Annotated in this window: 4 protein-coding genes; 3 read left to right on the top strand and 1 reads right to left on the bottom strand. The window is 71.4% G+C overall.

All coding sequences use genetic code 11. The features are described from left to right. Position 1 precedes the first annotated feature (1 nt). From O7623_RS18835 to O7623_RS18825, 3 genes are read left to right on the top strand one after another with little or no spacing between them, the layout of a single operon-like run. Positions 2 to 496: a hypothetical protein gene (locus O7623_RS18835; protein ID WP_282224338.1), complete on the top strand. Its 495-nt coding sequence runs from the start codon at positions 2 to 4 to the stop codon at positions 494 to 496. 24 nt (positions 497 to 520) lie between these two features. Further along, positions 521 to 4,552 (top strand): type VII secretion protein EccCa, encoded by a 4,032-nt coding sequence (eccCa, locus tag O7623_RS18830; protein WP_282224337.1) that lies wholly within the window; start codon positions 521 to 523, stop codon positions 4,550 to 4,552. Positions 4,553 to 4,575: 23 nt separating this feature from the next. Continuing rightward, positions 4,576 to 14,628 (top strand): hypothetical protein, encoded by a 10,053-nt coding sequence (locus O7623_RS18825; RefSeq protein WP_282224336.1) that lies wholly within the window; start codon positions 4,576 to 4,578, stop codon positions 14,626 to 14,628. Positions 14,629 to 14,649: 21 nt separating this feature from the next. Here the strand turns inward: O7623_RS18825 and O7623_RS18820 are convergent, their stop codons facing one another. After that, positions 14,650 to 15,831: a serine hydrolase domain-containing protein gene (locus tag O7623_RS18820; RefSeq protein ID WP_282224335.1), complete on the bottom strand. Its 1,182-nt coding sequence runs from the start codon at positions 15,829 to 15,831 to the stop codon at positions 14,650 to 14,652. Between the last annotated feature and the right edge of the window lie 108 nt (positions 15,832 to 15,939).

The raw sequence follows: 15,939 nt of genomic DNA, 5'->3' as shown, positions 1-15,939 counted from the left end.
GATGCCCCTGGCCGACAGCCCCCTCGGGCCCGACCCGGTCTACAACACCAGCAGCATCTCCTGCGACATCGCCACGTTGGCCAGCAGCGGTCAGCAGGTGATCAACGACGCCGGTCGGGTCGCGGGGTGTCTGGAACGGATCGTCGGCGCGCTCAACGGGCTGTCCGGGGCAGGTGCCTGGCTGGGGCCGAGCGCGACCGACGCGCAGCACCTCTTCGACGACTTCAACATGGCGGCCAGCGAACTGTTCAACGACGATCCGCCCGGGCTGTTCGCGGTGATCGGGGTCAACCTGCGGCGGGCGGCACTCAACTACGACGCCGCCGAGACGCAGACCGTCGACATCTTCGACACGTTCATCGACGCGGTCGGTGGTGGCACCGGCGGCGGTGGTGCCGGCGGCGGCACCGGTCCGTCCGGCGGCACCGGCGACGACGACACTCCGCCGGGCGGCGCCCCCAATCCCGTCGTTCTCACCGAGGTGGCCCGGTCCTGAACCGGGCCGGACCGCAGGGAAGCCATGTCGACACCAGGGTCCCCGTTTCCCGTCCGGTTGCTGCACCGGGCCGCCCGTACCGGCACGCCGCCGCTGCCACAGGGCCGGCTCACCGTGGCGGCCCCGCCCACCGACACCTCCGCCAACGGCGGCGTCGCGCTGATCACCTTGCTGTTGCCGCTGCTCAGCACGATCGCGATGGCCGGCTACATGATCACGATCGGCCACCGCTGGATGGTGGTGGCCGGCATCGCTTTCATCGTGGTCTCGATCGTGTCGACCTTCGGCATCCGCTACCAGATGAGCGCCCACGCCCGCCGTCAGCGGGCCCGCCAGCGCATCCGCTACCACCAGCACCTGGTCGGGATCCGCCGTGACGCCCGAGGCATCGCCGCCGCGCAACGTGCCGCGGTTGCCGTGGCCCACCCGTCGCCGCAGCGGCTGCTCGCGATCGCCTGGCACCGGCAGCGGCTGTGGGAGCGCCGACCCACCGATCCCGACTTCCTCTGGATCCGGATCGGCCTGGGTACCGGTCCACTGTGCGTACCGGTGGCGCTGTCGGCCCGGGCCGACCCGATGGCCGACACCGACCCGCAGCTCGCGGCGGCCGCCGAGGAGGTGGTCCAGCAGGTCGGTACGGTCGGCCGGCAACCCGGCCTGATCGACCTGGGCCGGGCCGGGGTGGTCAGCGTGATCGGCCCGCCGACGGCGACCCGCACGGTCGGCCGGGCCATCCTGTGCCAGACGGCGGCGTTGCACGCACCGGAGGACGTCGCCGTGGTGGTATGCGCGCCGGACACCGTCGACCACTGGCGGTGGGCGGCCTGGCTGCCGCACGTCCGGACCGCCGGCCCCACCGGGGAGGTCGCCGACCTGCCGCCGTCGGTCGCGTCGGTCGCCGTCGCCGAGGAGCTGTCGGCCCTGGTCGGACTCCTGGAGCTGTGGCTGGCCCGGCTCGCCGCCGCCGACGAACCGCTGCTGCTGTCGCGGGCCGAGGCCGACCCGGGCCGCCGGCTGGTGCTGCTGATCGACGGCTACGACCCGACCAGCACCTGGGTGCGGGAACCGGTCCTCACCGAACTGCTGGCCCGGGCGGGCAAGGCCACCGGGGTGAGCGTGGTGTGTCTGGTGACCCGCCCGTCGTACCAGCCGCCGCGCGCCGACGTACGGGTCAGCGTCGACGACGGCGGGCAGCTGACGCTCGCCGGCCGGTCGGAGCTGATCGTCGCGGTCGACGACCTGGTGGGCGACGCGCCGACCCCGGCGTTGGCACAGTGTCTGGCCCGCGCCATGGCACCACTGCGGCTGCGGCCGCCCCGGGCCGCCGAGCTGGCCGGGTCGCTGTCGGTACCGGAACTGCTGGGTCTGTCCCGCGACGAGGTCGTCGGCACCGGTCGCTGGTTGCCGGCCGGTAGCGAGCAGCTGCTGCGGGCACCGATCGGCATCGACAGCGACGGCCGACCGGTGGTGCTGGACCTGAAGGAGTCGGCGCAGGGCGGCGTCGGACCGCACGGGCTGGTGATCGGTGCGACCGGGTCGGGCAAGAGCGAACTGCTGCGTACCCTGCTGGTGGGGCTGGCCATGACCCACCCGCCGGATCTGCTGAGTTTCGTGCTCGTCGACTTCAAGGGCGGGGCCACCTTCGCCAACGCCGTCGACCTGCCGCACGTCGCCGGTCTGATCACCAACCTGGCCGACGACATGGCGTTGGTGGACCGGGTCAGATCGGCGCTCGTCGGGGAACAGCAGCGTCGGCAGCGGCTGCTGCGCGACGCCGGCAACGTCGATTCGGTACGCGAGTACCAGGTGCGCCGTGCCGCCGGCGGTACGGCTGTCGACGGCAGCCCGCTGCCGGCGCTGCCGTACCTGCTGGTGATCGTGGACGAGTTCGGTGAGCTGCTCACCGGCCGGCCGGACTTCATCGACCTGTTCGTGCAGATCGGTCGGGTGGGCCGCAGCCTCGGCATCCATCTGCTGCTGGCCAGCCAACGGCTCGACGAGGGTCGGCTGCGGGGTCTGGAGTCGCACCTGTCGTACCGGATCGGGCTGCGGACGTTCAGCGCCGCCGAGAGCCGGGCGGTGCTCGGCACCGTCGACGCGTACCTGCTGCCGTCGTTGCCCGGTTCGGCGTACCTGAAGGTCGACGAGTCGTCGTACCGCCGGTTCCGGGTCTCGCACGTCTCCGGTCCGGCCTGGCCGGCGGCCCGACCGGCCGCGCCGGTCCAACTCGTCCCGGTGCCGTTCGGCCCGGTCACCCGCGACGCCCCGGCGCCCGACCCCGGTCCGGCAGCCGATCCCGGGCCGGTCGAGGGCGGCGTCGACGGACCGTCGACACTGGATCTGGTGACGACCGCGCTGGCGCAGGTCGACGCGGTGGCCCACCAGGTATGGCTGCCGCCGCTGCCGCCGGCGATCGCTCTCGGATCCGTGCTCGGACCGGTCGGCGAGGTGTCGGAGCGTGGCCTGCAGGCCGTGAGCTGGCCCTGGCCGGGCGGGCTGCGGGTGCCGCTGGGTGTCCTGGACCAGCCGGCCACCCAGCAGCAGTCTCCGATGCTTGTCGACTTCGGCGTCGCCGGGAACCTCGCCGTGGTCGGTGCGCCGCAGACCGGCAAGAGCACCCTGCTGCGCACCACCATGCTGGCCCTGATGCTGACCCACACCCCGGACGAGGCCCAGTTCGCCTGCGTCGACCTCGGCGGCGGTGGGCTGCGGGCGCTCGCCGCCGCCCCGCACGTCGCCGGGGTCGCCGGTCGCCGCGACGTGGAGCTGGCCCGCCGGATCCTGCTGGACATCCGGCGACTCGTCGACGACCGCGAACGGATCTTCGCCGACCTGGGCGTCGACTCGGCCGCCCGTTGGCGGCAGCTGCGGGCCAGTGGCGGACTGCCCGCCGACGTGCGCGCCGCCGACGTGTTCCTGATGCTGGACAACTGGCCCGCCATCCGGGCCGAGTTCGACCTGGCCGACGAGGTCGTCGTGGACGTGGCGGCGCGTGGCCTCGGCGTCGGGGTGCACGTCGTGGTGACCGCGAACCGCTGGTTCGACATCCGCTCCAACCTGCGGGACAGCCTCGCCGGCCGGCTCGAACTGCGGCTCAACGACCCGTCGGAGAGCGAGATCAGCCGGCCGGCGGCCCGCGCGCTCGGGGACGTCGTCGCCGGCCGGGGACTGGCCCCGCCCGGGGTGCCGTACCAGGCGTTGCTGCCGCGCGTCGACGACGCCGACACGGTCGACGCCCTCGCCGAGGCGATCGACGAGGCGATCGGCAAACTGGCCGCCGGCTGGAGTGGGCCGGCGGCCCCCGAGGTACGGGTCCTGCCACGCCGGCTGGCCGCGGCGCAGCTGCCGGTCGACGCCGCCGTCGCCGGCGTACCGGTCGGCCTGGACGAGGTCGGCCTCGCCCCGGTCCACCTCGACCTGATCAACGACGACCCGCACCTGGTGGTGCTCGGCGATTCCGGTGCCGGCAAGACCCAGCTGCTGCGGACCTGGATGGCGGCGATGGCCCGCCGCTACACGGCGTGGGAGATCAGGTTCGTCGTGCTCGACTACCGGCGCACGCTGCTCGGGGCGGTGCCGGAGGACTACCTGGGTGCCTACGCCGCCGACCCGACCGCCGCCGCCGAGTACGTCGCACAGGTCGACCACAAACTCGCCGAGCGGATGCCACCACCCGGGTTGACCGGCCAGGACCTGGCCCGCCGCGACTGGTGGCAGGGGCCGCAGCTGTTCGTGGTGGTCGACGACCACGACCTCGTCGGCGGCGGCACCTCGCCGCTGTCGCCGCTGGTCGACCGACTGGCGCACGGGCACGATCTCGGGTTCCACGTGGTGCTGGCCCGGCGGGTCACCGGCAGCTCCCGTGGGTTCGCCGTCGATCAGCTGCTCGCCCGGCTGCGCGAGCAGCAACCGGCCGCGCTGATCCTGCCCGGAGACAGCCGCGAAGGGGTGCTGTTCGGCGGCCACCGGGCGGGCGACGGGCCACCGGGCCGGGGCCGGCTGCTGCGCCGCGCACACCCCGACACGGTGATCCAGGTGGCGATCGAGGAAGCCTGACGTGCCGACCAGGAAGGTGCGACGTGCCGATCTTTCCGACTGAGATCGACGACCAGCAGATCCAGAGTCTCGGCAACGCGTTCGTCGCGCTCGGCAACGACCTGTTCCGGCGGGCCAGCGGGATCACCGGACCGCTCGGCGAGATCGCCTGGCGGGGCACCGGCCGGGACCGGGCGGTGCAGGCCTGGGGCGGGATCGTCACCAACACGGTCGTCCCGGTGGCCAACGAGATGATCGCGGTCGGGCAGGCGATCCAGGACTTCGCCCAGGCGGTCCGGGAGGCGCGGGCCGAACAGGAACAGATGCGGACGATCGAGATCATCGTCGGCGTGATCGGGGTGGTGCTCACCCCGCTGACGTTCGCCGTCGGGCCGCTCTTCGCCGCGATCACCCGGGCGGTCTCCGTACTGCTGTCCAGCCTGGTGCGGGTCGTGGTGCAGGTGTCGGTGAACTTCGGTCGGGCGCTGCGGGTCGTCGCCGCCGGGATGCCCCGGATCACCGCTCTGCAGTTCGGCGACGGGTTGGCCGCGGCGCTGCACGTCGCCGCCCGCAACGGCGTCACCCTGGTGGCCCCGGCGGCGCGGACCCCGGCGCAGGTGGCGGGCGCGGCGGTCCGCTCCAGCCAGGTCGTCATCCGGCCGACGGCGGAGATCGTCTCCAACGTCGGCACCAACATGGCGGTCGACCTCGCCCCGGAGGCGATCGTCAAGACGGCGTACGGGGTGAAGTACGAGGCGGATCCGGTCGTGGTCGGCATCTCGGCCGTCATGGGCCTGTCGGGAGCCGTACCGGGTCTGCACGACATGGTGCCGGCCGGGTCCCGCCCGGGACCCGTCGGCGGGCTGCCCGGACCGGTCGGGCCGCCCCTGCCGGTGCCGGCGACGTCGGTACCGAACGCGCCGCCGATCGGATCGGTCACGTCGTCCCGACCGCCGGGCATCGACCTGAGCCTCACCAACGGCGGCGGACCGCCGCCGAAGCTGGTCATCGAGCCACCGACGGGCCGCCCGGTGGGTGAGCCGTCGGCGGTACGTCCGGTGGGTGAGCCGCACGCCGGGTCACTGCCGCCGGCGAACCTGGGGACCGCGCCGAAGACCGCGGTGTCGTCGGTGCCGACGGGCATCGAGGCGTCGGCCCGCCCGTCCCCGGTGGCGACCACCGGTGAGGCGGCGTCGCCGGTGCGGCCGGGACAACCCGATCAGCGCTCGTCCAGCACGCAGCCGACCAACCCCTCGCCCCAGCCCAGGCCGACACCGGAGCCCGGCCGGACAGCGTCGAGTGTGGTCGCCGGCCAGGTCGCCCCGGACGGATCCCCGCGTACCTCGGTGAGCAGTCTCGACCGGACGACGTCGGTGTCGTCCTCGGCCACGTCGGCCCGGTCGTCGGTGATCGGCGACCCGCCCGGTCAGCAACCAGGGCAGCCCCAGCCGCAGTCCCAGCCGCAATCCCAGCCGCAGGCCCAGTCGCCGGATTCACAGCCGGTTGCGACGCAGCCGCAGCCGCAGCCGGACCCGGCACCGGCGGCGCTGCCCGACGCAGACGCCTCCTCGTCGGCGCCGACCACCCCGCCCCAGTCCCCGCAGCCGCAGCCGCCGCGTCAACCGGTGTTGACTCCGGAGGCCCGGCACGCCCTGGACAGCGAGTACGGGCAGCTACTGGACCGGGCGGAGCTGCTCAGCCCGCACCCGGACCAGTACGCGCCGGACGGTCGAGGCTGGGCGGAGCGCGCCGACGGACCCAAGGTCCTCGGCATCTTCCAGGACGGATGGCTGGGCCTGAACAAGGTGCTGGCCGAGTCCCGGCTGAACCCGTTCGAGAACCATCGGGCCAACATCGAGCAACGGCTGCACGAGCTGGACCTGGACAGCGCCGACCTGGCGGCGTTCCAGAAGGGGCTCGAGCGCGGGGTACGCCCCAGCGAACTGCTGAAGCTCAACGCGCAACGGCGCGACGGCCTCGGGATCGCGGAGCCGCTGACCCAGGAGGAAGCCAAACTCGCCCTGCACCCTGACCCAAGGGAGCGGCAGGCCGCGCAGCTGATCAGCCGCCGGCCCGATCAACCGTTCCCGGACCTCGACTGGTGGCGCCACCAGGAGCTGCCCGGACACGTCCGGGCACGTCTCGGCGAGGGGTCGGACCACATCACCACGGTGGGCCACCTGCTCGACGGGGGCGACAACCCGTATCCGACACCGGGGCGGCTGTGGGAGGCGACCAACGGGCAGATGCCTCCCGGCGTGCTGGAAGGTACGGAGGGGATCCGCCAGATCCAGGTCGAGCTGTTCAACCAGGCGTACGTCGACTGGCGGTTCGGCACCCCGAAGTCCACCCTGTCCCCGGAAGGGCTGGCGACGGTCAACGCCCGCTGGGAGCAGGCGGTGCGGGCCGCGTACCGGGAGGCCTTCGAGACCTCGCCCGACGGCCCGCAGGTGACCCCGTTGGAGCGGCTGCTGGAGGCGATGGAGACAAGTCGGACGAAACTGTACGACGCCTTCACCGCCGAAGCCATGTTCGAACGGACGCTGGATCGGGCCCGCAGCACGTTCGACGAGGTGGCGGCGCACTTTCCTGAGCTGGACTCGGTCGCGTTGGAACGTGCCTGGACCGTCTTCCGGCAGGATTTCCGGACGGTGTTCGAGCGGTCGCTGCCGACGAACCCCCGCCCTGAGGACGTCACCACCGCGCCCTATCGTGACCTGCTCGACGCCGACGGTCTGTTCGACCGCTTCATCGGTGAACTCAAGTCGAACCGGGCGGTGGCCGAGGCCCGTGACGGGTTCCAGGAGTTGGCCTACCACCGGGAACTCTCCAGGGACGTGCTCGACCGGATCGGCAGCGACTATCGCGAGGACTTCGTCTACCTGGTCCGCGAGCCGCTGGTCTCCGGCGGCCACAGCAAGCTCTGGCTCAATCATGAGCAGTCCAACGGGGACGTCTTCTCGTCGTACGTCACGAAGGCCGACGACGCCGCGCAGGCCCCCGACACCACGGCGGCACCGGCCGGTCCCCCGGCGGTGCCGACCATCCGTCCGGTGGAGACAGACTCTCGTACGGTGGAGACGGTCACCCAGACGGCGCAGTCGCTGCAGCAGACGCGCCTGGCGGATCCGCAGCCGTTGGACTGCCTGCCCCAACTGCAGAACCTCGACGACGCGTTGACCCGGGTCGGCGTCCTCAAGCCCAGGCCGAAGGCGGTGCAGGACTCCGGCTACCTGGAGGCCGGGCCTGCCCAGCGTTTCGCGATGGAGCAGGGGCAACCCTGGCGGCAGGCGGGCACCATCGAGCAGGTCGCCGGTCTGCTCGACGGCTCGCCAGGGTCGGTCGCCTACCTGACGGCCGGGCCGCCCAACGCGCCGACCCACGCGTTCGCGCTGGTCAACGCCGGCTCGTCGGGGCTGATCTGGGTCGATGTGACGGTTCCCGCCGATCAGCAGCCGGTGACCAGGTACGACAGCCGGACGCCGAGCCGAGGTGCCCCGGTCGGCCTGGTCGACCTGCGGTTCATCGCCTTCGGCCCGGACCGGGTCCCGCTGACCGGGTCGGATTCGGCACACCACGACGGCGTCTCCGGGCTGCTGCTGGCACCACACGACTACCGACCCGGCACCCTTGAGCAGACCACCGAGACCACCGGGACTACTCGGACCACCGAGGCCGACCGGGCCGATCAGGGTGTGGAGGCGTTGCGGCATCGTCTCCAGTCACTGACCGCCGAACGCGACGGGCTGGCCGGACCGTCGAGCGGGCCGATCGCCGAGCAGATCGAGGCGCATCGTCGTGTCCTCACCGACCAGATCGACCTGATCGACCGGCAGCTGCAGGCACATGTGAACGACGCCCTCCCGACCGCGCCCACCGTCATCGACCAGCCGGCACACGTCGATCAGGGCCAGGCCGAGCAGGTGGCCCAGGCCGACCATGTGGCCCAGGCCGACCAGGTCGAGCAGGAACGGTGGGCGCCGGACTGGAACACGGTCTCGGACGGGCTCGCCGTGAGCGTCGCCAAGGTGTTCGAGTTCGACGGGTCTTTCGACAAGGCGCCCACCTGGACGTTGCAGCTGTTGGACGTCGTGTTCCACGGGCTGCGGGCCAATGCTCCGGTACCACCGACGGCGGTGATCTTCGCTGCGGTGGACCGGGAGTCCGGCGAGGTCGTCGAGGCAGGTAGGGACGAGCCACGCCAGCTCCACGAAATCATCGGGCAGGAGGCCCCGGGGAAGGGCGCCGACCTTGTCGTGCTGCTGGTGAACAACCCTGGAACGCTGGATCCGGCGATACTCGCCACCCTGCCGGAGGGCACCCGCCTGGTGCAGTTGTCCGATGCGTTCAGCGAGGGTCTGCGGTCCGTCGATCGGCGGCACTGGCCCGAGCTGGTGCAGCGCTACGTCGATTTCGCCGGTGAGCGTCGCGGGATCACGTTCGGGCCGCCGGCGCATGCCCAGCAGTTCGACGCGTTGGGCGACGGGCAGTTCGACTCCGGCCTGCGCGACCTCGGCGACTTCGCCGCCCAGGTCGTCCGGTTCACGTCGCTGTCGCCGTCCGTGGCCCGCCAGTTGGCCGCCGACCTGACCGACGACCACTATCTGCGTAACCTGGCGAACAGCGGCGACGTGGTGTCGTCCGGCGGCAACATGTACGAGGTACGGCTGAAGCTCGGCCCGTCCGTCGCCAAGCCCGGGTACAAGGCCGGTGAGGTCAACTTCGCGGTGCCGTACGGAGCGCGGGCGGCGCCGAAGTCCGCCACCGCCGCCAGCCAGACCGCATCGGCGTCGACCCCGGCGATCGGGCTGCCGCCGGAGAGCGGCGTGGTGGCGGCCGTGACGGCGACCGCCGCAGTCACCACCAGCACCGGGCAGTCGGTGACCACGATGGCGGAGTACGCCACCTCCATCAAGAGCTTCAAGACGCCCGGCTACTTCGACTACCCCGAACCCCGGATCACCGTACGTCGTATCGGTAGTGCGGAGGCTGCGAGGTCGGTACTGATCGGCAAGCAGCTCACCGTCCGCTACCTGAAGGAGACGCTGGTCCCGGACCTGAGCGGGCTGCGCGCTCCCGACGGTGAGCAGGACCAGTTGTCGCCGGGCACCGTCACCGGCGATCTCGACGGTGCCTGGAAGAAGGTCGTGTCGGTCGACCTCGGCGTCATCAGATCGAAACTGCTGGACCACTACCACTCGGACACCACCGACGCCGACGGGGTGGTGCATCGGCGACGGGCCCGCCCCGAGGTGCTGAGGTCCATCGCGGAGTTCCTCAGCGAACGTACGCTGACCCACCATCCGCGTGACCTCGCGTCCGGGGCGCTGCTGCTGTCCGTACCGCACACGCTCGACGGCCGGTCGCGCACCGACCAGCTGACGCTGACGCTGACGCCACAGGACACCAGCTCCTCGCCGCACACCTGGGCGATCGACCGGATGTCGAACACGATCCTACGACTGGACTCGCTGGGCGGGACGAAGGCCGCCGGCAAGGACGGCAACGGCAGCAGCGCCCAACTGGCCGCGAGCGTCGGTAGTGGGTTCGGGATCAACGAGATGACCGATCCACAGACCGGGGACGTCGAGACCCCGGGTCGCGGCGTCGTCCGCGGCGTTCTCGGTGGCGCGACGGCGAAGGCGATCAACGTCAGCGACGCCAGCCAGCACGCGCAGAAAGCCGTGGTGGAACGGACGACCGACGCGCTGCTGATGAACAGGTCGCTGACCGCGACGGTGGTCGTCACCCCCGAGGTCGGGGCCAGGTGGCGCTTCACGGGGCCGGCCCGCACGTTCCTCGCCGCCGCCCGGGACGAGGCCGGAAGCACGAGCGCCCTGACCCCGCTGACGTTCCTGACCCCGGCGCAGACCGGTGTTCAGCAGCCGTTCACCGTGCTGCCGATGGTCACCGGCATCGCCAAGGTGGAACAGGTGTTCCCGGCAGTGCTGGCTTCGATCCGGGAGGCCCTCGAGGGGTTCATCAAGGGGAACGCCGTGTCACCGGTCGAGATCGCCGCCATGGAGCGCCACTTCGCGGCCCACTTCTCGGGTAGCGCCCTGCTCACCGGGCATGGCAAGGCGGTCGACGGCGGCCTGCAGGCGTCGTACGAACTCGGTACGTACCTGGTGCATGTCGAGTTCTGGGTCGATCAGAAGGGGAACGTCACCGATCAGTCCCTGTTCGGCGTCGCCGGATCGGCCCGGTCCGACGACAAGCTCACCATCGACTCGTCGGCCAAGTACGGCGGGAAGCTGGTCACCCGTACCGGCGTGACCACCAGTCAGCAGATCGGCGTCGACGGTACGGTCATCGGGCGGAAGAAGTTCGGTCCGGTTCTCGACTGGCGGGTGCAGGGCGGATTCAACGTCGGCACGGACCTGACGTTCAGCCAAGCGAACTCCGACAGTGCGATGGTCGGCTATCGGGGGAACCGGCGGATCAAGTTGACCGGTGCGGGGGTGCGCGGCAGGTACGCCGTACGTCTGCGCGTGGAGACGTTGGTGCTCGACCTGACGGGCACAGAGGACCCGCAGCTGACGGAGACCTCGATCGAGAGCACGGTCACGACGATCGGGCGGCTCGACAGCGACCGGGTCGACGCCCTGCCGCAGCTCGGCGTACTCGATCTCGCCGACCCCGGCCCGGAGGTGAAGCTGCCGCCAGGCTCGACTCCGCTGACCCCGCCGAAGACCGCCGCAGTGGCGGGGGCCATCGCCGAGCTGCTCGGCTATCCCGACGAGATCGACATCACCCAGATCGACAAGGACACGGTCACGACCGGCGTGCGGGTGGTGAACCTGTACGGGCCGGCGAACGCCTTGAGCCCGTCCGGCACGACCTACCTGGGCCTGTTCACCGCCGCCGACGGCACGTCGTGGTACCTGACGGTTCATCGCCGGCTGTACCGGGCGCGTCCGGTCGACATCCTGCGCGACCCGGTGAAAGCGTTGACGGATGTCGACCTGCGGCGGGGCTCCCAGTTCAGCGGCGGTCCGGAGAACGTCAAGGACGTCAACAGCAGTCTCGACACGTCTACGGCGTACAAGATCAAGTGGCCCTGGCGGCTGCTCGCCACCCTCGGGCTGCGGGGTGAGCGGGACGGCACCGCCATCGGGCTGACCGGCACCTACGGCGGCCAGGTGGCGTTCACCCTCTGGGACCATACGTCGGGTCACGGCATCAGCGGTGTCAACCGCCGGTCCGCCAAGGACAGCACCGCGAGCGACCTGTACCAGTTCCACACCGTCCTCGAGGTGCGGGCGACCCGCAAGGGCGTCGACGACACGATGGTCACCGAGACGAGGCTCGTCCCGGCCGGGTCGATGACCGCCGTCCTGCTACGAACCGAGACGCTGCGTTTCCCCGACCGGTACAACCTGCCCGCGCCGGCGCTCACCGGTACGGTCACCGAAGCACTCGCCGGCCAGTTCGTGTCCACCAGCGAGACGACGACCAGCGAGACGACGACCAGCGAGACGACGGTCGGCCAGGCCCGGCGCTACCTTCCGCCGACGGTCGCCTCCGGCCAGTCGCTCGGCCTCGGCGACGTGGTGGAGCTGAGCAACGCCGACGACGTCATGCCGACGGTGCTCACCCTGCTGCCCCACGTCACCGGGACCAGCCAGGCGTGGAGCGTCGTCGCCCGACGGCAGGACAAACTGGCCATGTTGTTGGAGGCCGACGCCCTGCACGTCCTCGCCCCGTACCTCGGGGCCAACGGCGCCCTGCAGCTGCTGCTGCCGCGCAAGACCTGGTACGGGTGGACCGTCGACGTGGTCACGGTGACCGCTCGGATGGGCCAGGGGACGCACATCGGCAGCCTGCCGGCCAAGGAGAAGTCGGACACCTACCACCAGGGCGGCGTCCAGAGCGACGATCGTCGCGGCCGGGGCTTCGAGTGGAGCCGAGGCGGCGGCCTGTCCGTGCCCGGATCAGGTGAGGCCCTCGGAGTGGCGGTCCGGCTGTTCGGCAGGTCGGTGGGCCGGAACCGGGTACGGACCGTGGCCGTGTCGAAGTCCGACCGTCAGCAGGAACGTCTCAAGATCGACGACAAGGCGAACAAGGCGGACACCGACTCTCGCAAGTACGTCGGGTTCGAGGAGTACACCCACCCGTGGACCTTCACCATTCGGGTCGCCACGGTGTCCAGCCCACCGGAGATGGTGGTCTGGATGAGTCTCGGACAGGCCGGCCCGATCACCACCTGGTGGGCGCGGCAACGACCTCAGCCGGCACAGACCCGTACATTGCCCGGGACGCTGCGGCTGCACTACCCGACCGCGTTGACCACCGACATCCCGATGCTGCCGGTCGGCAGCGCGGTGACCCAGGTCGTCGTCTACCGGGATCGCCGGCCGGCCGACCTGTTGCCGTACTACGACCTGTCGGCGCGGCGTCTCGGGGCCATCGGAGGCAAGGTCAGGTCGAAGGTGCTGCTCAACGACCTGACCGTCGACCGGTCGATGCTGGCGGCGGCCGTCCGGGGTGTGCAGAACACGGTGTTCCGGCACACCGACCGACTGCCCCACCCGCCGTACTGGCTGGCTCCGGGCACTCAGGGCCACCTGGCCACGCAGGTCGTCCCGGCGGTGCTGCTCGGGCTCGGCGACCGTATCCTGCAACCCGGCGGGGTCAGGATCCCCGGGCTGAGTCACCTGTTGATCGCCGAACCGACCGTCCAGCTGTTGCCGCACACGTTGACGTACCTCTACTCGGTCAAACTCACCAACGAGAGCGTGCGGGAACTCGGCGACGAGACGGAGACCGGCACCACCGTCACCAACAGTCGCGATCAGGAGTTCCTGCAGACCAAGCTGGCGTCGAGTACGGAGAGGCCAGATCCGCTGACGGTGTCGAGCACCGTCGAACACACCCACGAGGACAAGACCGAGGGGTACGTCTACCTCGTCTCGAGCGGAACCTTCCGGATCACGGGGACGCACACCGTCCATCAGCCGATCACGATCGACCTGACGGTCAGCAACGCGGCGGTGATCACCGTAACGGCGGCTGCGGCCAAGGCACTGAAGCTGCCGGAGGCCGTACCGCTGGTCGGGCCGCCGACGCACCCGCGCACCACGGCTCTGCACGACGGTGAAATCCTGGTCGTCGAGTCCACCCGGGCCACCGACCTGACCCCGCTGGACCCGCAGACGTTGCCGCACCACCCGGGCGTCACCACCGTCGTGGTCGACATCGATTCGACCGGCACGGTCCATCTGGGTGGCCAGCAGATCGACGATCCGCAGGCGGTGGCGGCGCAGATCCAGCACACCGTCGGCTGGAGCCGCCAGGACATTCTGCTGCTGCCGAAACATCCGGCGGAGCTCTCCGGCACCAGCGGCGCGGCACACCTGCGCAAACTCGCCCGCTACCTGCACCGGTCGCTCAGCGTGCAGGTGGTCGTGCCGACGAGGGCCGGGTTCGACGCTCCCGGGCGGATCTGGCGGTGGTACCGCGAAGACCGTGGGGCCTGGTTCAAGGCTGACGGCGTGGCCCACATGCAGGAACTGCTCGGCGGACCATCGCCCCCGCCACCGCACGTGGAGATCGTCGAGGCGGTGCCCGGCACCGTCCCTGAACCCGTTGCCACGACGGCCGCCGAGGCGGTCACCGGCACGGTCCCCGACGGTGTTTCCGGAACGGTCCCCGAGGTTGCCGAACAGCTGCCCGACCCTGCGTCATCGGCGGCCCAGGCGTTCCTCGACTCTCCCCGGTCGGTGACGCTGGCACCCCGGGACACAACGGCCAGTATGGTCCCGCCGGAGCCGACGGCGCATCTGGCGGAGTCGGTCCGGCGGGACCTGGCAGACCGGGCCGCCCTGGCCGGCCTGGACGCCAGCGTCGCCAGCACGGCGATCACGCGGACCGCCGTACTGGCGGAGCAGATGTTCGGCGACCTCGACCAGGTCGAGACCCGGCGGCTGTGGACGATGGTCAAGCTGGTCGCGGCTCCGCTGCGGGCCGGCAACGACCCGCAGCGGATCACCGAGGACAGTCTGACCACGGCGGTACGGCAACTGCTGAACCTCGACGACGGTCGGCCGATCGAGGACGGACACTGGACGCTGATCGACGAACTCGTCCGCTGCTGAACCGCCCTCAGCCGGTACGGGTCACTTCGCGCAGAGCGCGGCGTCGACGAGCGCGGCCCGCTCGGCGGCGACGGACTTGTCCGTCACCGACCCGGTGAGCGAGGTGACCGCCAGCGTCGCCGCGCGACCGTCGTCGGTGGCGCCGTTGGCGTTCGAGTAGCCGGGGATGTCGCCACCGTGGCCCCAGGCGAACCCGCCGCAGCTCAACGGGGTGCGGAAGAGACCGAGCCCGTACGCAAGGCTCGTCTCCGGGATGGCGACGGTGGTGCGCATCTCGGCCAGCTGCGCCGGCTTGAGCAGCTTGCCGTCGAGCAGCGCCCGCAGGAACGTGTTCAGGTCAGCCGGAGTGGAGATCAGTTGTCCGGCGGCCCACCCCCAGCTCGGGTCCATCCGGGTGAAGTCGAGCAGCTGGTCGACGGCCGGATCGAGCTGGTAACCCTTGGGGTGCCGGCCCCGGATGCCTTCCTCGCCGACGCCGGGCGCGTACGTGTCCCGCAGGCCGATCCGCTCGATGATCCGGGTGGTGACCAGCTCGTTGAACGGGCGGCCGGTGACCCGTTGGGCGATCAGGCCGGCCAGCAGATAGTTGGTGTTGCTGTAGGCCCAGGTGCCGGCTGGCTGGCCTTGCCTGCCGTTGGCCATGTCGAGCAGGTCCCGGGGCTCGAAGTAGATGTGCTGGTACGGCGGGATGTCGGCCACGCCCTGGAACATCGCGTCGAGGTAGTCCGGCAGACCGCTGGTGTGCTGCAGCAGTTGGCGGACGGTGATCGCCTCCGGGTCCACGCCGGGGCTGCGCACCAGACCCGGCAGGTACGTCTCGACCGACCCGTCGAGGTCCACTTTGCCTTCGCCGACGAGCTGCAGCACGATCACGGAGGCGAACATCTTGCTGCTGCTGGCGATCCGTATCTGACCGTTGGTCGGCACCTTCGTGCCGGTACGCAGGTCGCCGACGCCGGCCGTGTAGTGGCGGGTCCGGCCGCGCTGGTCCCGGACGGCGGCCAGCGCCCCGGGGTGCCGGTCGGGGCCGACGAGCTTTTCGATGCGCTGCGCGATGGCGTCGGGGCGGGTCTCGGCCTGGGCGGTGCCGACCGGGCCGGCGGCCGCGAGCCCGCCCGCCGCGATCGCGGCGGCCGTCGCCATGGTGACGAGCCGGCGGCGCGACCGGGTGGACCGGTCCGGTAGGCAGACTGATGGGGACATGGTGTGCAACTCCTTGACTCGGGGGGTGCCGCCCTGCCGGGATGCGCGGTGCATCCCGGCAGGGGCGGCGGTCAGATGCCGGCGGCGGGTCAGCTACCCGGCGGCGGG

Origin of the sequence: Solwaraspora sp. WMMD791 (assembly GCF_029581195.1) — a bacterium.
Taxonomy (GTDB): Bacteria; Actinomycetota; Actinomycetes; order Mycobacteriales; family Micromonosporaceae; genus Micromonospora_E.
Note: the sequence above shows the minus strand (reverse complement) of the source record. Positions and strands in the feature narration are given on the sequence as shown.

Bases quoted from the DNA above. Each gene is read 5' to 3' on its own strand.
- O7623_RS18820 (WP_282224335.1), bottom strand. From the start codon at position 15,831: ATGTCCCCATCAGTCTGCCTACCGGACCGGTCCACCCGGTCGCGCCGC.
- eccCa (WP_282224337.1), top strand. From the start codon at position 521: ATGTCGACACCAGGGTCCCCGTTTCCCGTCCGGTTGCTGCACCGGGCC.
- O7623_RS18835 (WP_282224338.1), top strand. From the start codon at position 2: ATGCCCCTGGCCGACAGCCCCCTCGGGCCCGACCCGGTCTACAACACC.